The sequence below is a fragment of the Micromonospora sp. NBC_00617 genome, assembly GCF_045161355.1.
GTDB lineage: Bacteria > Actinomycetota > Actinomycetes > Mycobacteriales > Micromonosporaceae > Micromonospora.
Genome location: NZ_CP107751.1, coordinates 1,309,152 through 1,328,946, shown reverse-complemented (window position 1 = coordinate 1,328,946; position 19,795 = coordinate 1,309,152). Strand labels below are relative to the sequence as shown.

General features: G+C 69.0%; 14 protein-coding genes. 5 read left to right on the top strand and 9 right to left on the bottom strand.

Translation table 11 applies throughout. From position 1 onward, the window contains the following. Positions 1–2: 2 nt before the first annotated feature. The 4 genes from OG505_RS05980 to OG505_RS05965 form a co-directional block, all read right to left on the bottom strand. Positions 3–899: a carbohydrate ABC transporter permease gene (locus tag OG505_RS05980; protein ID WP_405431599.1), complete on the bottom strand. Its 897-nt coding sequence runs from the start codon at positions 897–899 to the stop codon at positions 3–5. After that, entirely contained in the window at positions 899–1,804 is a 906-nt protein-coding gene (locus OG505_RS05975) for a carbohydrate ABC transporter permease (protein ID WP_405431597.1), read from the bottom strand. The genes OG505_RS05980 and OG505_RS05975 overlap by 1 nt, the downstream gene beginning before the upstream one ends. Positions 1,805–1,880: 76 nt before the next feature. Further along, positions 1,881–3,185, bottom strand: coding sequence for an ABC transporter substrate-binding protein (locus OG505_RS05970; RefSeq protein WP_405431595.1), 1,305 nt, complete (start codon positions 3,183–3,185; stop codon positions 1,881–1,883). A gap of 41 nt (positions 3,186–3,226) precedes the next feature. Next, entirely contained in the window at positions 3,227–5,221 is a 1,995-nt protein-coding gene (locus OG505_RS05965; RefSeq protein ID WP_405431593.1) for a DUF2264 domain-containing protein, read from the bottom strand. A 381-nt stretch (positions 5,222–5,602) separates the two neighbouring features. On the opposite strand from OG505_RS05965, the gene OG505_RS05960 reads away from it, so the two are divergent. The 5 genes from OG505_RS05960 to OG505_RS05940 all read left to right on the top strand — a co-directional run bounded on the left by OG505_RS05960 (position 5,603) and on the right by OG505_RS05940 (position 13,540). After that, positions 5,603–6,742 (top strand): substrate-binding domain-containing protein, encoded by a 1,140-nt coding sequence (locus tag OG505_RS05960; RefSeq protein ID WP_405431591.1) that lies wholly within the window; start codon positions 5,603–5,605, stop codon positions 6,740–6,742. Between the two features lie 94 nt (positions 6,743–6,836). Continuing rightward, entirely contained in the window at positions 6,837–8,129 is a 1,293-nt protein-coding gene (locus tag OG505_RS05955) for a serine/threonine-protein kinase (RefSeq protein WP_405431589.1), read from the top strand. A gap of 84 nt (positions 8,130–8,213) precedes the next feature. After that, positions 8,214–9,989, top strand: a complete 1,776-nt coding sequence (locus tag OG505_RS05950) for an extracellular solute-binding protein (RefSeq protein ID WP_405431587.1) — start codon at positions 8,214–8,216, stop codon at positions 9,987–9,989. Positions 9,990–10,520: 531 nt separating this feature from the next. Then, a complete protein-coding gene (locus OG505_RS05945; protein ID WP_405431586.1) occupies positions 10,521–12,014 on the top strand; it encodes an endo-1,4-beta-xylanase in 1,494 nt (497 codons plus the stop codon). Positions 12,015–12,130: 116 nt separating this feature from the next. Continuing rightward, positions 12,131–13,540, top strand: coding sequence for a ricin-type beta-trefoil lectin domain protein (locus OG505_RS05940; RefSeq protein WP_405431584.1), 1,410 nt, complete (start codon positions 12,131–12,133; stop codon positions 13,538–13,540). 76 nt (positions 13,541–13,616) lie between these two features. On the opposite strand, the gene OG505_RS05935 is transcribed toward OG505_RS05940, so the two are convergent. The 5 genes from OG505_RS05935 to OG505_RS05915 all read right to left on the bottom strand — a co-directional run bounded on the left by OG505_RS05935 (position 13,617) and on the right by OG505_RS05915 (position 19,734). Beyond that, complete coding sequence (locus OG505_RS05935) at positions 13,617–14,636, bottom strand: LacI family DNA-binding transcriptional regulator (protein ID WP_405431583.1); 1,020 nt, start codon at positions 14,634–14,636, stop codon at positions 13,617–13,619. 76 nt (positions 14,637–14,712) lie between these two features. Continuing rightward, a complete protein-coding gene (locus OG505_RS05930; RefSeq protein WP_405431581.1) occupies positions 14,713–16,440 on the bottom strand; it encodes an IlvD/Edd family dehydratase in 1,728 nt (575 codons plus the stop codon). 49 nt (positions 16,441–16,489) lie between these two features. Next, complete coding sequence (locus OG505_RS05925) at positions 16,490–17,374, bottom strand: carbohydrate ABC transporter permease (RefSeq protein WP_405431579.1); 885 nt, start codon at positions 17,372–17,374, stop codon at positions 16,490–16,492. Continuing rightward, complete coding sequence (locus OG505_RS05920; protein WP_405431577.1) at positions 17,375–18,316, bottom strand: carbohydrate ABC transporter permease; 942 nt, start codon at positions 18,314–18,316, stop codon at positions 17,375–17,377. Positions 18,317–18,393: 77 nt separating this feature from the next. After that, positions 18,394–19,734: an ABC transporter substrate-binding protein gene (locus OG505_RS05915; protein WP_405431576.1), complete on the bottom strand. Its 1,341-nt coding sequence runs from the start codon at positions 19,732–19,734 to the stop codon at positions 18,394–18,396. Positions 19,735–19,795: the final 61 nt, after the last annotated feature.

Genomic DNA, 19,795 nt, shown 5'->3' with positions numbered 1-19,795 from the left:
CCTCAGCCCTTCAGTCCGGTCGAGGCGATGCCCTCGATGAAGTAGCGCTGGCCGAGCAGGAAGATGACCACGACGGGCAGCACGGACAGCACCGAGCCCGTCATGATCAGCGCGTACTCGGCGTTGTACTGGGAGATGAAGGTGTTCAGCCCCAACTGGATGGTGCGCAGCTCCGGACTGCGCAGGTAGATCAGTGGGCCGAGGTAGTCGTTCCAGGTGGTCGTGAACATCAGCAGGGCCAGGCTGGCAAGTGCCGGTCGGGACAGCGGCAGGATGATCCGTCGGTAGATGCCGAACTCGCTGAGCCCGTCGACCCGGGCCGCTTCGCTGAGCTCCTCGGGGATCGTCTCGTAGAACTGCTTCATCAGGAACACGCCGATCGCGCCGAACGCCTGCACCGCGACTATCGACCACAGCGTGTTCGACAGGTGCAGCTTCGACATGAGGATGAACTGCGGGATCATGTACGACTGCCAGGGCACCGCGATCGTCCCGACGTACGCCAGGAAGAGCAGGTTGCGGCCGGGAAAACGGACGCGGGCGAAACCGTAGGCGGCGAAGCTGCCGGTGAACACCTGTAGGAAGGTGACGGTCACCGACAGCAGCAGGGTGTTCCACAGCCACGTCGTCAGGTCCGAGCGCTGCCAGATGTCGACGTAGTTCCGCCACACCACGGGATCGGGAAGCCAGGTGATCGGGATGGTGAAGACGTCGTTGTTGGTCTTCAGCGACGCCACCACCATCCAGAAGAACGGCAGCAGCAGCCCGGCCGCCGCGAGCACGAGGGCGGCGTACCCGACCAGCCGCCAGACCCGGGACCCGACACGTCGGGCGGACGCTCTGCGGTTGCCGGGCGCGGCGATGGCCGGGGCGGGCGTGGAGAGGTCGGTCGCGGTCATCAGCTGTTCCCCCGCTTGTTGACCATGAACTGGATGACAGTGATGCCGAAGCAGATGGCGAACAGGACGATGGACACCGCCGAGGCGTAACCGAACTGGTTCTCCTCGAAGCCCTTCTGGTAGATGTACTGCGAGAGCACGAGTGTGGACTGGCCAGGGCCGCCGCCGGTCATCACGAGGATGAGGTCGAAGACCTTGAAACTCTCGATGGTGAGCAGCACCGTGACGAAGAAGGTGGTGTGCCGCAGACCGGGGACTGTCACGTGCACGAACCGCTGCCACGGTGAGGCGCCGTCGGTCTCGGCCGCCTCGTAGAGCTGGGCCGGGATGGTCTGCAGGCCAGCCAGGAACAGCAGCATGTAGTAGCCCATGTACCGCCACGTGCCGACGATGATGACCGCCGGCATCGACCAGGTCGCCGACGCGGTCCAGCCCGGCGGGTTGTCCACCCCGACGGCGCCGAGGAGAGCGTTGATCGGGCCGTACTCCGGGCTGAACAGCTGGTTCCAGACGACCGCGATCGCCACGATCGAGGTGATGTAGGGAAAGAAGGCGACGGTGCGGAAGAACCGCACGCCGCGCAGTTTGCGGTTGAGCAGCAGCGCCAGCCCGAGTGCTGCCGCGAGGGTCAGCGGGATGTGGAAGACGGCGTAGTAGACAGTGTTACGCAGCGCGGTCCAGAAGCTCGCGTCGCCCCACATCCGCCGGAAGTTGGCGGTGCCGGTCCAGTCGGCCACCCCGAAGACGTTCCAGTCGGTGAACGCCACGTAGAACAGCACCACGACGGGTAGCAGGGTGAGCACGGCGAAGCCGACGAAGTTGGGCAGGATGAACGACCAACCGGCGACCGTGTTGCGCCACGCAAGGCGCCGGTACCTGGGCCGCGTGCGCGGCAATGTTGCCATGGGAAGTCTCCGGAAGCGTTCGGCCTGGCGGCGGGTCCGGCGTGCGGCACAGAGGCACGCCGGGCCCGCCATCAGCTCACTGGTTGAGGACCTCGTTCTTGGCGCGGACCTGCGCCTTGCTCAGCTCCGCGTCGACGCCCTTGCTGTCGGAGAGGATCGCTGAATGCGTCTCGTTGAGGAGGTTTTGCAGACCGGCGGTGTGCTTCGACACGGGGTTCTCCGGCTTGATGGTGTGCGTGGCGTAGGCGAACTTCGACAGGTCGTCCTGCGGTACGCCGTCCAGGTTGAACAGCGTCGCCGTGACCGCGTCGGTGACCTGTGCCGGGGTGATGCCGATCCCGGCCAGTGCCTTGCCCGCATCCGGGCCGGCCGCGTACCTGAGGAATTCCTTGGCCGCGGCGGCCTTCGACTTGCTGATCTTCGGGTTGATCCCCAGGGCGGTCGGATCACCGAAGGTGACAGGCGTGGCGGACGTGCCGGTGGTGGACTTGTCGAGCTGCGGCGCTGGTGCCATGCCCCACTGGAACGTGTCGGCGTCACCGCTCTTGCGCTGGCTGAGCAGCGTGGCCACGTACCAGGTGCCCATCAGCAGCATCGCCGACTGCTGCTTGCCGAACTGCGCCTGGTAGGTGAGTTTGTTGGTCTTCGCCGTGCCGAAGGTCGGCTGCGCGCCGGCCGCCTGCAGGTCCAGTGACCGCTCGTAGTACGGCTTCAGGTAGCTGAAGTCCCCGGAGAGCAGGTCCGCGTTGGGGGTCTGGGCGAGCGCGAATCCCTGCACCGTCGACTGGAAGGTGTGCTGGTAGGCACCGCTCGCCTTCGAGCCGGCCGCCTTCAGGCCGGTGCTGAGCCGCTTCGCCGCGCCGGCGTAGTCGTCCCAGGTCCAACTGCCGTCCGGCGGCACCACCTTCGCCTTGGCGAACAGGTCCTTGTTGTAGTAGAGCACCCACGAGTCCTGCCGGTACGGCACCGCGTACGCCTTGCCGTCCACCTGGTACGACGCGAGCGCCGGCACCGAGCCGAGACCGGAGGTGACGTCGGAGACATCGAGCAGCTGACCACCGCTCTGGTACGTGTAGAAGTTCTTGAGGGTCTTCATGACGTAGACGTCCGGGGCAGTGCCGGCGGCCAGGTCCGTGATCATCTGGGTGTCGTAGTCGTTGCCTGCGGCGTACTCCTTGAGCTCCACCGTCACGTTCGGGTGGGTCGCCTTGAAGCCGTCGGCGAGCGTCTTGAACTCGGGGGTGGACGACAGGCTCCAGCCGGCCAGGGTGATCGTCACCGGGGCATTGGGGTCGACTGGCTCGTCTGCGCCGCCGCAGCCGCCAAGAACAAGCGTCAGGGCCGTCGCGGCGCTGATGACGGCCGGTATCGCACGCTTCATCCCTTTCTCCTTAGGTCAGGGGCCCGAACGGGCCCGCGCTGCTACCAGGTCGCCTGGCTGGGCCTGGCGTACTCCGTGTCCAGCTGGGTCGATGTGCTGATCCCGTCGGGCCAGTCGACCACCGCGTGGAGGCCGAGGGCGTCCTCGGCGACCACGGCCTGGCACGCCTGCCCGACCGTCGCCGCCGGCGTCGTGGACAGCTCGATGAGGGTGGCGGCCCATGCGCCCGGCCGGACGGAATGGTCCAGCCAGGGCACGACCAGCCCGCCAGCCAGGGGTCCGCCGTCCGGAACTGTTGTGGCGTCGGCGGTTCCGCCGCCGTGCAGGCTCTCGAGCCGACTGGTCAGGCCGGCGCCGGTCACGGCCGCCGCGCTGCCGCGAAGGGTTGTCGTCGCATCCCCGGCAATGGCCCAGCCACCGATCCGGAGCCGCAACGCAGCGGCGTCGACGCCGTCGGCGAGGCCGTCGACGCGGGTCAGTCGTAGCTCCCAGGGACCGCGGACCAGCGAGTACACGGTGAGGTGCCCGGCCGGTCGGGACGGGCCCACGCGGCCGCCGCCGTGATCGCGTTGGCCCGGATCCGGGTCGACCCAGTGGGCGAGGGCACGTGACCCGGCCACGCCCACGCCGTCTGTGGTGACGTGCACGGTCAGCAGGCGCATGCCGGCGCGGTGGGTGACCCGGCCCGCGTCGTCGACGAGAGTGACGGACTGGTCGAGCGGGCTGGTCCAGCCGCTGTCGTCGAGGACGGGGCTGGTGGCGGTGGAGTAGCCCAGCCGGGCGTAGAGCGGGGAGTCACCGACGGTGGCGCCTTCGACGGCGTGGTCGGTGCCGTGGTTGACGACGCGGACGATGCCGTCGGCGCGAGTGCCGGAGACCAGCCAGCCGGGCGCGTGTATCGCCCGCACCTCGTCCCGCTCCTCGATTGGCAGCGGCTCCTCGGGAGTCGTCCAGACCGGATGGTCGGCGGGCAGCGCGATGCCGAGCAGGCCCTTGCTGGCCCAGTACGGCGAGCCCGGTCCGGAGTACGACTGCGCCAGTCGCGGCCACGGGCCGTGCCAGCCGAGGGTGAGCAGCCCTCGCTCGTCCAGGGCGTCGTTGGCGACGAAGTGGCGCACGATGCGGGTGGCCGCGCGGCGCAACCGGCCTAGGCTGACCGAGGGCACGCCGGCGATCGCGCCGGCCCAGAACGGCGCCGCCGCGGCGAAGCGGTAGATCAGGCTTCGCCCCTGGATCAACGGTGACCCGTCGGCGCCCACGAGCGCGACCGCGTCGCTGAGGAAGCGGTCGAGGCTGGCCAGGTCGCGTTCGCGGCGCTGCTCGGCCAGGTCCGCGGCGCCGGCCATGCGCGCCCACAGCGTCGGATACAGGTGCAGGGCCCAGCCCGCATAGTGGTCGTACGCGCGGTGCGGCCCGTCGGACATCCAGCCGTCCCTGCGGGCGAAACCGTCGTGCGTGCCCAGGTCGGCGGCCATCTCGTCGAGCGAGTGCGGCCCGCCCACGGAACGCAGGAACGTCTGCACGACCAGCCGGAACCAGACCCAGTTGATCTGTGGGTACGTGTCGTCGCCGACCGCCGGGCGCAGGTAGTCGACCACCCGCTCGTGCACGGCGGACGGCAGCCGGTCCCAGATCCACGGGCGGGTCATGTCCAGGACCAGCGCGATGGAGGCGGCTTCCACCTTCGCCTGGGGGTGCTCGTCCAGGCGCACCCAGCGGTCGGGAGAGCTCGGGTCGGTGCCGGCGGCGATGCCGGCCGCGTACCTGTCGACGAGCTCGTCCAGACCCACTCCCTGGGCCCCCGCGATGCGGAAACCGGCCAGGAGGAAGGTGCGGGCGAAACCCTCGAGGCCGTCGACGGCACGCCCGTAACCGCCCTCCGACCCGGGAAGGTTGACGAGGGCGTGGCCGGGCGACGCGAACGGCCGGACCGCGGCGAGCATCCGGTCGGCGAGGGCCAGCCAGTCATCCCGGCTCCAGGTCGCGGCATCCGAGGCCGTCCCCGGCGTCAACCGGCCGGTCGTCCCGGTCGTCATCCCAGGTCCTGTCGCATCGATCCGTCTCCGTGGAATGTGGCGAGCGGGGCGCAGCCATGAATGTGACGCGCCGGCGTCCGCCGGGTTTCCGAAGTAAAACGCTCACATCCGAGCAAGTCAATGCTGTTCTCAAACCAGACGAACACATACGATCAAAAGGGCACACGTCATCACCCGTGACCGACCGCGACCGGGACCACCGATGCACGCTCCAAAACGGACCGTCCAGGGTCTAATGCTCCAGCTGGAGCTCGCTTGCCCGGCCCGCGCGACCCGTTCGACCCCGGCTCCCACAGCGAGCGGTCGGTACCTTCAACTCCATAACTGATCTGATACGATCAGAATCGTTCATAATCGCTCGGTGAGCCCGAGAGGTCCCCCATGACCAAGGACAGTCCTGTCGTCGCCACGGCGGAGACTTCCCGCGCGCCGCTTCAGGTCGCCCGCCGCCAGCAACTGTTGGCAGCCCTGCAACGCGACGGCTCGATGCGCATCTCCGACCTGTCGCACGTGCTTGGCGCCGCGCCGGTCACCATCCGGCGCGACATCGCGGAGCTCGCCGCCGAAGGGTTGGTCCGCCGGGTCCACGGTGGGGTCGCCCTGATCCTGCCGGACGACGTCCCGGCAGCCGACGAGCCGCCCGCCGCGGGTCTGAACCCGCTGGTCGGGCGCGCGCTCGGCATGCTCGTGCCCTCATTGGACTACTACTGGCCGGACGTGGCGCGCGGCGTCGAGAGCGCCGCCCGCGAGCTGGACATGCGCGTGGTTCTGCGCGGCTCCTCGTACGACGCCGAGGACGACCAGCCGCAACTGGCCCGCCTGGTGGAGCGGATGGGCGTGGACGCGCTGATCATCGCGCCGAGCATGGACGCGCCGACCGCCGAGCGCACCATCGAGTGGCTCGACCAGGTCGGCGTCCCGGTCGTCCTGTTGGAACGCACCGCCACGGTGGGCAGCCATCACGCTGTCCTGGAGTCGGTGGTCACCGACCACGCGCTCGGCGCGGCCATGGCGGTGCGCCACCTGACCTCGCTCGGACACCGCAAGGTCGGCCTGGTGCTCGACGCCAACAGCCCCACCAGCCAGCACGTGCGGCGCGGCTGGCTCGACGCCACGACCGAGTGTGGCCTCGATTCGGACGCGACAGTGGTGGCCGTCGTGCCCGACACACGGTCACCGGAGCGAGACACGGTGCTCGACGGCGTGCTCGACAGGTGCCAGGCGACCGGGACGACGGCGCTGCTGGTGCACGCCGACGCCGAGGCGATCGCGCTGGTGCAGCACTGCGAGGAGCGGCACCTGTCCGTTCCCGGCGACCTCTCCATCGTGGCGTACGACGACGAGGTCGCCGGGCTCTTCAGCCCGCCGCTGACCGCGGTCCGGCCGCCACGGCGCTCGATCGGACGGGCCGCCGTGCGTCTCGTCGCCGACCGGCTCGCCGACCCCGACCGCCCCACCCACCGGGTCGTCATCAGCCCATCGCTGCGAGTCCGGGAGTCGACCGCGCCGCCGCCCGCGTAGGTGGCCTTCCAGCCCTCGGTCCCCCGCGACGGACATGGCACGATGGCCGTGTCCTGCGCCGCCGGTGGCCGGGCACGACGCTGATGGAGTCGGGATGTCAGAACTGGCCGGCACGCCGGTGCCAGGGTTGGCGAAACTGTGGACGCACGATCCGGTCACCGCCGGCCCCTATCGGCTGGTCGGCCGGCTGGGCGCGGGTGGGCAGGGGGTCGTCTATCTCGGTGAGGACGACGCCGGTGACCGGGTCGCGGTCAAGATGGTCAACGTCGATCTGAGTGATCCCCGGGCGCGGTCGCAGTTCGTGAAGGAGATAGCCGCCGCTCGCCGGGTCGCTCCGTTCTGCACCGCGCAGGTGCTCTTCGCCGAGGTCGACGGCGAGCGGCCCTACGTGGTCAGCGAGTTCATCGAGGGCCTGACCCTGCACCGGCACGTCCGCGAGCGCGGCCCGGTGACCGGAAACGCCCTGCACCGGCTCGCGGTCGGCACCGTCACCGCGCTCGCCGCGATCCACAGTGCCGGGGTGGTGCACTGCGATCTGAAGCCGGACAACGTGGTGCTGGGCGCGGACGGTCCCCGGGTGATCGACTTCGGCATCGCCCGCGCGTTGGGCGTCACCGAGACGGCGTCCAGCAGGATCATGGGAACCACGGCGTACATGGCACCGGAGCGGTTTCGCAACGACCCGGTCGGTCCCTGGTGCGACGTCTTCGCCTGGGCGGCCACGATCGCCTTCGCCGCCGGTGGTCGACCGCCATTCGGCAATGATTCGCTCTTCGCCGTGATGCACCGGGTGTTGAACGATCCGCCCGACCTGCCGGCGCTGCCTCCCGTTCTGGACGAGCTGATCCGGGAGTGCCTGGCCAAGGATCCGGCGGACCGGCCGGCCGCCGAGCGCGTGCTGGTGCGGCTGCTCCGGCAGGACGGCAGGGTCAGCGAGCCGCTACGTCGGGAAAACCTGCTCGAGGTCGGCAACGAGACCGCCGGGGCGCCGACGCCGGACCACCCGCTGCCCCCGCTCCCGCCGACGGCACCGCAGCCGCACCCGACGCAGATACCGACACAACCGACTGTGCCCACCCAGCCGCTGACGACACAGCTGGCGCACCTGCCGGTGACGACGCAGCCGGCGCACCTGCGGGTGACGGAGCCCGGCGTCGGTGCCGGAGGTGGTGGTGGCGGCGGGTGGCTGCGGCTGCGTCGTGAGGCCCGCGACGCCTGGGGCATCTCGACCGCCATCTTCCTCGGTTCGGCTGGTGCCGCCGCCGGCTACGTCGCGTCGAGCGCGGTCGGCCCCGCAGCCGCGGCCGGGGCGGTCACCTTCGTCGTGGTCTACCTGGTTCGGCTGCTGGTCGCGACGGCGGTCGGGGGCCGACCCGACCACGGGTGACCGGCGCGCTGGGGTCAGGGTCGCCGGCTGGCACCGGATCGATAGGTTGACTGCCACCAGCCGCCCGCCGAGGAGGACGTCCCGATGGCCCCATCCGCTACGCGTACGCGGCAGTGGTTGCCGTACACCGCCGCCGTCACCGCCGGGCTGGTGGTCATCGCCGGGGCGTTCGTGTTCGTCCGGCAGCGCGAAGCGGGCGCCGCCGACTGCGCCACCACCCTCCAGGTCAACTCCTCGACCGAGAAGGCGGCTCTGCTGGTCGAGCTGGCCGAGCGTTACAACCGCAGCGACCGGTCGATCGGCGGCGGCTGCGCCCAGGTGCACGTCAGCGCGCTGAACTCGGGCAAGGCCACCGAGGCGCTGGCCACCGGGTGGACCCACACCGGCCTGCCGCAACCACAGGTCTGGCTGCCGACGTCGAGCCTGTGGACCGGCCAGCTCCGGCTGCTCGACCAGGCCGCCGGGCGGGAGCCGCAGACCCCGGACCGCTACCCGTCGGTCGCCAACAGCCCGCTGGTGATCGCCATGCCGCTGCCCAAGGCCGAGCTGGTACGCAAGCGTGGGCCGTTGGGCTGGGGAGAGATCCTGGGTCTGTCCGGACGGGACGGCTGGGCGGGCTTCGGCAAGCCGGAGTGGGGCCGATTCACCTTCGGCAAGGACAACCCGAACCTGTCCACCTCCGGGCTGGCGGCGACCATCGCGACCTACTACGCGGCGGTGCAACGGTCCAGCGACCTGACCCGGTCCGACCTGGCCGACCCGGCGGTCACCCAGTTCGTCCGCCGGATCGAGGCCAACGTGTCGCACTACAGCGACGACTCGGTGGACCTGCTGCGCAGCCTCGCCGAGGCGGACCTGGCCGGCGGGGCGGGCAGCACGGACGACATGAGCGCCATCGTCCTGCAAGAGGAGTTGGTGGACCTCTACAACACGGGTGCGTTGAGTCCCCGGCAGGACGGGCAGGAGCGGGGTCGCCGGCCAAACGTCCCGCTGGTCGCCATCCATCCCAAGGAGGGCACGTTCAACCTGGACCACCCGTTCGTGGTGCTGCCCTCCGCCGATGAGCGGCAGCGCGCGGCAGCTGCCGACTTCCAGAAATTCCTGACCGAGGACGCCCAGCAGGAGAGCTTCGCCCGCCTCGGCTTTCGGGACCACGAGCGCCGTGCCTCGGCGGAGCTGCTCGCGAGCGTCGGCGCCGAGCCCGCCGCGGGGCTGAGCTACTTCGAGCCCCCGGACCCGCAGGTGGTCGGCGCGATGCTCGACGGTTGGCGCACGCTGCGCAAGAAGGCCAACATCCTGATCGCCCTGGACACCTCGGGGTCGATGCAGGCGATGGTCGGCACCCGTACCCGCTTCCAGGTTGCCTCGGCGGCGGCGGGCAAGGGCCTCGCGTTGCTCAACACCGAAGACCGGGTGGGGCTCTGGTCGTTCTCCTCGGAGACCAAGCAGCGGCCGAAGGGTCCTTACCGGGAGGAGGTCCCGCTCGGCGAGTTCGACCAGAAGCGGGTCAACAGCAGGATCGCCGGCCTGCATGTCGAGGGCGGCACCGCGCTCTACGCGACGGTCCGGGCCGCGCACCGGGAGCTGCTCGACCGATACGACCCGCAGCGGATCAACGCGATCGTCGTACTGACCGACGGCAAGAACGAGTACAGCAAGGACAATGACCTGGCCCGGTTGCTCGCCGAGGTCGCGCTGGACCCGCAGCGTCCGGTGAAGGTGTTCTGCATCGCCTTCGACCGGGAGTCGGACTTCGCCACCCTGGATCGGATCGCCAAGGCATCGTCGGGCAAGGCGTTCGACGCCACCGATCCCGCCAAGATCGACGAAGCATTCGTAAAGCTGGTCAGCAGCTTCTGACGCCTCCCCTGGCCGCACCGGGGCTGGCGCGGCGCTGGGCGGCAGTCCCGGTGCGGCGGTGCGGCGGGCCTGCACCGTCCCACGTCCTGCGCTCTCGCTGGTGACGGCCGGCCTCCGAACGACCTGGCGGTAGCGCTCGGTCGATCCGTAACAGGCCCGAAACTACCGGTTGAAAAACCTGGAACTTTCTGCGAGCCTGAGAGCCATCGATCGCTGTGAACGTTAACATGATCCACTCAGCTCTGGAGGCGCCGCACGCGACCGTCAGGCCCACCCGTCCGCCAGGCAGCCAGGTCCACCACCGGGAGCACCCAACGCCCCGCACCCACCTCCCGGCCGGCGACCGGGACTCTCATCACCACCCTTTATCCGCTGGTCAGACGGCCCCCACCGGCTCAGCTGCGGAGTGCACGCCGGAGCTGGGGTCCCGGCCCGGCCGGGCGGGCTCAGCATCGTGGCCCCGCCATTCGAGCGGGGCCTCCCCGTCGAACGGCGACAGTGATTTCCTACCCCCACCACCGGAGGATCAGCATGATTTCCCGGAACCGTCCCCGCGGGCGTACCCGACTCCGAACACGCACTTTTTCCGGAACAGCCGCGATAGTTGCGGCTCTGGTCGTGTCGATGCTGCCCAATCTCGCCCAGGCAGCCGAGACGACCCTCGGCGCCGCCGCGGCCCAGTCCGGCCGGTACTTCGGTGCCGCCGTCGCCGCGAACAAGCTCAGCGACAGCGCCTACACGACGATCCTGAACCGCGAGTTCAACGCCGTCACTCCCGAGAACGAAATGAAGATCGACGCGACCGAGCCGCAGCAGAACAACTTCACGTTCGGCAACGCGGACCGGATCGTCAACCACGCCCTCTCCCGGGGTTGGAAGGTGCGCGGGCACACCCTGGCCTGGTACTCGCAGCAGCCCGGCTGGATGCAGAGCATGGAGGGCAGCGCGCTGCGCAGCGCGATGCTCAACCACGTCAACCGGGTGGCCGGCTACTACAAGGGCAAGATCTACTCGTGGGACGTGGTGAACGAGGCGTTCGAGGACGGCAACAGCGGCGCCCGTCGTAACTCGAACCTCCAGCGCACCGGCAACGACTGGATCGAGGCGGCGTTCCGCGCCGCCGACGCGGCGGACCCGAACGCGAAGCTCTGCTACAACGACTACAACACCGACAACTGGACCTGGGCCAAGACCCAGGCCGTGTACAACATGGTGCGCGACTTCAAGTCCCGTGGGGTGCCGATCGACTGCGTCGGGTTCCAGTCGCACTTCAACGCCAATTCGCCGTACAACAGCAACTATCGCACGACGCTGTCCAGCTTCGCGGCCCTCGGTGTGGACGTGCAGATCACCGAGCTGGACATCGAGGGCTCCGGCACGACGCAGGCCAACACCTACCGCAGCGTGGTCAACGACTGTCTTGCCGTGGCTCGCTGCAACGGGCTCACCGTCTGGGGAGTGCGGGACTGTGACTCGTGGCGCTCGGGCGGCACGCCACTGCTCTTCGACTGCAGCGGCAACTCCAAGGCCGCCTACACGGCCGCCTTGGAGGCGCTGAACAGCGCCGGCCCCGGGACCACTCCCACGCCCACCACGCCGGGTCCGACTCCCACCGTCACGCCTACCGCGCCACCCGGCTCCGCCAGCGAGATCGTCGGCACGCAGTCGGGCCGGTGCATCGACGTGCCCAACGCCTCGACCAGCAACGGCACCCGGGTGCAGCTCTACGACTGCAACAAGCAGACCAACCAGGCATGGACCTACACGTCGGGCAAGCAACTACGGGTGTACGGCACCATGTGCCTCGACGCGGCCGGCACCGGCAACGGCGCGGCGGTGCAGATCTACAGCTGCCACAGCCAGAGCAACCAACAGTGGAACGTCAACTCCAACGGCACCATCAGCAGCGTCCAGTCCGGACGATGCCTGGACGTCTGGAGCACGACCAACGGCGCGCAGATCCAGCTCTACGACTGCCACGGACAGACCAACCAGCAGTTCCGGCTCGCCTCGCTCGGTGGCTAGCGGCCGGGTCTGCTGACGCTGCAACGCTGACGATCGGACAGCGTCGGGGCGGGCAGGTTCGGCACACGACCGGGCCCGCCCGCCCCGCACTCATCCACCATTAGGAGGTACCGACAGTGCGACGACCCGCAGACCATCCCCCGACCTCGGGCGACTCCCCTGCCGACCGAACGTCCTTGCGTTCTCGCGGACGGCTGCTCAAGCTCGCCGCGGCCGGGCTCGCCGCCGCGGTCGGGTTGTTCACCATGACGGTGGCGACCGGGTCGGCGTCGGCCGCCGACAACCCGTACCAGCGGGGACCGGACCCCACCGCGGCCAGTGTCACCGCCGTGAACGGCCCCTTCGCCAACACCTCGGTCAGCGTCCCGACCGGGTACGGCTTCAACGGTGGCCGGATCTACTATCCAACCGACACGAGCCAGGGCACCTTCGGAGCCATCGCGATCTCGCCGGGTTACACCGCGTTGTTCTCCGCCGAACTGGCCTGGATGGGCCCGTGGCTGGCCTCCCACGGCTTCGTCGTGATCGGCATCGAGACCAACAGCCGCAACGACTTCGACACGGCCCGGGGCACCCAGTTGCTCGCCGCGCTGGACTACCTGACGCAGCAGAGCCCGGTACGCGACCGGGTCGACCCGAACCGGTTGGCGGTCGCCGGTCACTCCATGGGCGGCGGTGGCGCGTTGAGTGCAGCCACCCGGCGTCCGTCGCTGAAGGCGGTCGTCGGTATCGCGCCGTACTCGCCGTCGTCGAACCTGGCCAACGACCGGGTGCCCACCATGATCTTCGCCGGCCAGGCGGACACGGTGGTCACCCCGTCCTACGCCACCGGCCTGTACAACAGCCTCCCGACCACGACCGAGAGCACCTACCTGGAGGTCGCCGGCGCGGACCATGGGTTCATGGTCGGGCGGTCGAACCCGGTGCTGGTCCGGACCATGCTGCCGTTCGTCAAGATGTTCATCGACAACGACGCCCGGTACAGCCAGTTCCTCTGCCCGCTGCTGGACTCCAGCGGCGTGGTCACCTACCGCAGCACCTGCCCGCTGCTGCCCTCGACGCCGAGCAGTCCGACGCCGACCACCACTGGAACGAGCACCCCGACACCGACGCCCAGCGTCACGCCCACCACCGGACCCGGCTCCGCCAGCCAGATCGTCGGCACGCAGTCGAGTCGGTGTCTCGACGTGCCGAACGCCTCCCGCACCAACGGCACGCGGGTGCAGCTCTACGACTGCAACAGGCAGACCAACCAGGCATGGACCTACACCTCGGGCAAGCAACTACAGGTGTACGGCACCATGTGCCTGGACGCGGCAGGCACCGGCAACGGCGCGGCGGTCCAGATCTACACCTGCCACGGCCAGACCAACCAGCAGTGGAACGTCAACTCCAACGGCACCATCAGCAGCGTCCAGTCCGGACGCTGCCTGGACGTCTGGAGCACCGCCAACGGCGCCCAGGTCCAGCTCTACGACTGCCACGGACAGACCAACCAGCAGTTCCGGCTCGCCACCCTGAACTAATGATCATGGTTGGACCGAACCGGGCGGGCTCGGCGTCACGCCGGGCCCGCCCGGGCGTGCGGCGGGTTACCGTCGCTCACGTGCCGGTCCCGGTCAGTGGCGCCGTGCTCGCACGCACCACGAGCTTGGGGACGACCAACGGCAGGGACTGCGGCACCGAGTCGTCGATGGCCTGGGTGACGGCCGTGATGGCCCGTTGACCGACCGCGCCGAAATCCTGCTGGATCGTGGTCAACGGCGGAATCAGGTACGCCGCCTCGGGGACGTCGTCGAATCCGACGACGGAGATGTCCTGGGGCACTCGCCGCCCCCGTTCATGCAGCGCGCGCAGCACGCCGATGGCCATCTGGTCGTTGGCGGCGAAGACCGCGGTGGTCCCGGGCATCTCGCAGATCCGCAGTCCGGCGACATAGCCGCTGTGAGCCATCCAGTCACCCTGGACCGGCTCGGGCGGGCGTAGGCCCGCCGCACTCATCGCCGCACGCCAGCCATCGCGTCGGGCGCGGGCCTCCGCCCAGTTGAGCGGACCGGACACATGCACGATCTCCTGGTGCCCGAGGCCGAGCAGGTGGTCGGTCGCCATCCGGGCGCCGAGCACCTGGTCGACGCCGACGGTGACGCTGGCCCTGGACAGATCACCCTCCACGACCACGAAGGGGACGCCGGATCGGGTCATCCGCACCACCTCGAGAGCCTCGTCGTTGCCGGCGATCATCACGACGCCCTCCACGCCGACGCGCATGAGATGTTCGGTGGCGTCGCTGAGCGCCCGCACCGTCACCTCCGAGAGGCTCACCGAGGTGGCGAAGTAGCCGGCAGCGCGGGCGGCATCCTCGACACTGCGGTGAATGCTCGTCGGACCGAACAGCGTCCTGGCCGTGCCGATGATGCCGATCATCCCCGAGCGTCCGCGAACCAGCGCGCGGGCGGCGGTGTTGGGGCGGTAGTCGAGCCGTCGGATGGCCTCGAGAACCCGCTCCCGCGTCTCGCGCCTGATGGCGGGTGCCCCGTTGATGACCCGGGACACCGTCTGGTGCGACACGCCCGCCAGGCGGGCGACGTCCGCCATCACCGGTGGCCGATGGGCGGCAGTCACCGCTTTCTCCGCGTGAACTCGCACTGGCGGGCCGTCCGTTCTTCCATGAGTCGTTTCCTCGTACGTTCCTGGGCCGTCAGTGTGAGTGACGGGGCACTGCGCTGCCGCTGCCGCCGACGAGGAAGTCGAGGTCCGCGCCGCTGTCGGCCTGGAGAACATGCTCGCTGTACAGCCGCGTCCAACCTCGGTCGGCCACCGGCGGTGGCGGTTCCCAGGCGGCACGGCGTTCGGCGAGTTCGGCATCGTCGACCAGGAGGTCCAGGCGGCGCGTGGTGACGTCGACTCGGACCAGGTCGCCGGTGCGCACCAGCGCGAGAGGTCCGCCCACGGAAGCCTCCGGCGCCACGTGCAGGACGCACGTGCCGTAGCCGGTGCCGCTCATGCGGGCGTCGGAGATCCGCACCATGTCCGTGATGCCGTCGGCGAGCAACCGGCGGGGCATGGGCACGTTGCCCACCTCCGGGAAGCCGGGGTAGCCGCGTGGTCCGGCATTGCGGACGACGATCACCGTGTCGGGGGTGACGTCGAGGTCCGGGTCGTCGGCGGCGACGACGTACTCCTCGATCCGGTCGAAGACGAGCGCCGGGCCGGTGTGCGTGAGGAGGTGGGCGGAGGCGGCGGAGACCTTCAGCACCGCGCCGGACGGCGCGAGCGACCCGCGCAGCACGACGGTGCCCGAGCCGGCGGGCTGGAACGGCTCCTCCAGGGTGCCGATGACGTCCCGGTTCCAGCACTGGACGCCGTCGACGTTCTCCGCCACGCTCCTGCCACTGACGGTGACGTGGTCGGTGTGCAGCAGCGGGGCGAGCTCCTTCATCACCACCGGAAGGCCGCCCGCGTAGGCGAAGTCCTCCATCAGGTACGCACCGGACGGCATGAGGTTGACGAGCATGGGCACGTCGGCGGTGAGGGTGTCGAAGTCCTCCAACGACAGGGGCACGCCGAGGCGTCCGGCGATCGCGAGCAGGTGCACGACGGCGTTGGTGGAGCCACCGATCGCCGCGTTGACCCGGATCGCGTTCTCGAACGCCTCCCGGGTGAGCACCGAGGACAGCCGCTGGTCCTCGTCGACCATGGCGACGATCCGGCGGCCGGCGGCCTGCGCGAGCGCGTACCGCCGGGAGTCGACCGCCGGCACAGCGGCGGCCCCCGGCAGTTGTACGCCCAGCGCCTCGGTCACGCACGCCATCGTGGAGGCGGTGCCCATGGTCATACAGTGGCCCCGGCTGCGGGACATGCCGACCTCCGCCTCGGCGCAGTCGGCCGCGGTCATCCGCCCGGCCCGCATCTCCTCCGTGAAGCGCCAGACGACGGTGCCCGAGCCGATGTCCTGGCCGCGGAACTTGCCGTTGAGCATCGGCCCGCCGGTCATCATCAGCGTCGGCAGGTCAACGCTCGCCGCCCCCATCAGCAGGCCGGGAGTGGTCTTGTCGCAGCCGGAGAGCAGGACCACCCCGTCGAGCGGGTTGGCGCGGACCGACTCCTCCAACTCCATCGCCAGCAGGTTGCGGTAGAGCATGGTGGTGGGTCGCATGAGCGGCTCGCCCAGGCTCATCGCCGGGAACTCCAGCGGCAGACCGCCGCTCTCCCACACGCCCCGCTTCACCGACTCGGCCAGGTCGCGCAGGTGGGCGTTGCAGGGCGTCAGCTCCGACCAGGTGGTGGCGATGCCGATCACCGGGCGGCCGTCGAAGACGTCGTCCGCGAAACCCTGGTTGCGCATCCAGGACCGATGGATGAACCCGTTACGGCCTTCCGCGCCGAACCACTGCCCGCTGCGCAGCGATCGATTCGTCGTCGACATCAGCACACCTTTCTGTTCATCCGCCCGCCTAGCTGGTGGGAAGGGCGGCCTACCGGAGGCCTCCGACGGACAGTCCGCCGCGCCAGTGTCGTTGCAGGCTGAAGAACGCGATGACCAGTGGGATCACGGACACGAGCGAGCCCAGGATGATGAGGCTCCACAGCGAGGTGCCTCCCGAGTTGTTCGCGGAGGCGATCCCCTGCCAGAGGCCGAGGCCGACGGTCACCGGGAAGAGCCGGTTGTCCGAGAGCATGGCCAGGGGCAGGAAGTAGTTGTTCCAGGACGCCACGGCCGACAGGAGCAGCACGGTGACCACCGCGGGGCGCATCAGCGGAAGAGCGATCTGGATGAACGTCCGCACCTCGCCCGCGCCGTCGACCCGCGCCGCGTCCAGGAGTTCGTCCGGCACCGCGTCGCGTGCGTACACGTGCATCAGGTAGACGCCGAACGGGTTGAGCAACGACGGGAGGATCACCGCCCAGACCGTGTTCGTCATGCCGAGCCGGGAGAACATGATGAAGGTCGGGATGACCAGGGCGGTGGCGGGCACCATCAGCGCGCCGAGCACGACGGCGAAGCTGAAGCGCCGCGCGGCGAACCGGTACTTGGCGAAGCCGTAGCCGGCCATGACCGAAAGGACCGTGGCGCCGATTCCGCCGGCGATGGCGTACAGGGTGGAGTTGAGGATCCACCGCAGGTAGATGCCGCCGTCGTAGGTGAAGAGCTGCTTGAGGTTGCCGAGGTAGTCGACCTGGTCGGTGAACCAGAGGGTGTTGCCGCCACCGAACAGGCCCGGCGCGTCCTTTGAGCTGTTGACGATGACCCACCAGAACGGCACGAGGAAATAGATCACCAGGAAGCCGAGGAGGATCTGCAGAGGGAGATAGCGCTGCGGGCGGCGAGAGCCGGCGCGGACGCTGACACGGTCGGTCATCTACAGGAAGCTCCTCCGCTTGCGGGTGAAGAACAGGAAGGCGTACACGCAGATGAACACGATGCCGCCGAGGGCGAACGAGATCGCCGACCCGTAGTTGAAGTTGGCGAGCGAGAACGCCTGCTGGTACGCGTACATGTTGGGCGTGAAGTCGGACCCGATCGTGCCCGCGGCGAGGTAGCGCAGGATCTGCGGTTCGTTGAAGAACTGCAGGGTGCCGATGAGCGAGAAGACCAGGATCAGGATCAGCGCGGGCGCGATGAGCGGGATCTTGATGCGGGTCGCGATCTGCCATCGTCCGGCGCCGTCCATCCGGGCGGCCTCATAGAGCGTCGGGTCGACTCCCTGCAACGCCGCGTACAGGATGATCATGTAGTAGCCGGCCCACTGCCAGGTGACGACGTTGAGCAGGCCATAGAAGATCAGGTTGCTGCCCAGGAAGTCGGGTGCGGTGGCGCCGAACAGCCCGAAGATGTCGGTGAGCGGGCCGAAGCCCTTGCTGTAGAGGAACCCCCACATCACCGCCCCGATGACGGTGGGGATCGCGTAGGGAAGAAAGATCATGAGGCGGGAGAAGCGCGCGAACAGGGTGGTCACCGCGTCCAGAATGAGGGCCATCACCAGCGCGAGGACGATCTGCAGCGGGATGGAGACGAGCGAGAAGCGGATGACGAACCACGCCCCGGACAGGAAGCTCGGGTCGGTGAACGCCTTCACGTAGTTGTCGAAGAGGACGAAGCTGGTGCCGCCGATCAGCTTCTTCTGAAAAAGGCTGAGGTACAGCGCGTACGCCAGCGGCGCGATGAGGAACGCCAGGAAGACGACCCCGAATGGCCCGACGAAGAGCCACCCCATCAGGTGCTCGCGGAGGTGCACCTTGCCACGGATCTTGCGCGTCTCATTCTGGGGACGCCGTGCGCGCTTCTCGGTCAGAGGTGTCATCTTTGGTCTCCGGGACGTGGACGCTGGGGATCGTGGGTGGGCCGGCCGACCGGTGCCGGCGCGGCCCACCCATCCGGTCACTGAACGGTGAAGCCCTGTTCCTTGGCGTACTTCGCCACGTCGTCCTGGAGCTTGTCGGCAGCCTGTGATCCGGTGACGGAGCCCTTGATGATCTCGCTGACCTGCTTGGTCATGGCGTCGAGGTAGTACTGACCGAAGGGCGCGTAGGCGACACCCTTGTAGGCCTCGGCGGCGGGGAGGTAGACCTCCTTGTTCGCCTGCTGGCCGTCGAAGAACGCCACCTTCAGGTCGACGAACGCGGGATCCTTGAGCGCCGTGAGGTTCAGCGGGAAGATGATCTGGTTGGTCCAGCCGTCGGTGAGTGACTCCTTGTCGGCGTAGAGCCCGTAGGCGACCTTCGCCGCCAGCTCCGGCTTCTTCGCCTGCTTGGTCACCGAGAAGGCCGATCCGCCCCAGTTCACCTGCACCGGGTTGGCCGAATCCCACTGCGGCAGCGGCGCCACCGCGAACTTGCCGGTGTCCTGGCCCTTACCGACACCCGCGCCGGTGAGGTAGCCGGGCGCCCAGGCCGCCGAGATGTACGTCGCGTAGTTGCCGTTGATCACGCCGGAGATGTACTCCGGGGTGAACTGGTCCTGCGTACCGATCAGGCCCTTTTTGGCGAGGCCGCCCCAGTAGTCCAGCACGTCCTTGGACGCCTGGTCGTTGAGCTTCACGCCGATCGACTTCGGCTGCGCCGGATCGAAGGTGAAGGGCGCGGCGCCCTTCTGGATCTGCAGCGCCATCAGGACCGCCGGGACGTTCGCGCCGAGATCCCCGAACAGCGGACCACCGGCGTCCTTCACCTTCTGCGCGGCCTGCTCGTACTCGGCCCAGGTCTTCGGCGGGGTGATCTTGTACTTGTCGAAGATGTCCTTCCGGTAGATCATGCCCATCGGGCCACCGTCGACCGGGACGCCGTAGACCGCGTCGCCGACCGACACGTCCTTCCAGGCGCCCTCGCCGTAGTTGGCCTTGACCGCGTCGTAGCCGTACTGCTTGATGTCGACGAGCGCGCCCTGGATCTGGAAGGTCGGGATCCGGTCCGCCTCGACCATGATCACGTCGGGCGCGCCGGTGCCCGCCGAGATGGCCGTCTGGAACTTGTCGTACTCGTCGCCGCCCTGCCCGACGTTGGTCCAGCAGACCTGCACGTCGTCGTGCAGCTTGTTGAAGTTGTCGACGACGAGCTGCGTGTTGGGGTACCACCCCCACATCGTCACGACCGGCACGTTCTGCTTGGTGATGGTGTTCGTGCAGTTGCTCGCGTCGCTGCCGCCCTCGTCCGAGGAGCAGGCGACCAGGCCGCTCCCGGCCGCGAGCATGGCGACCGTGGCGAGTATGCGTCTTCTCTTCATTGAGATGGTTCCCTTCGGAGGTGGCGGTGCACAGGCATCGATGCGCTGGCGGGCGCCACCG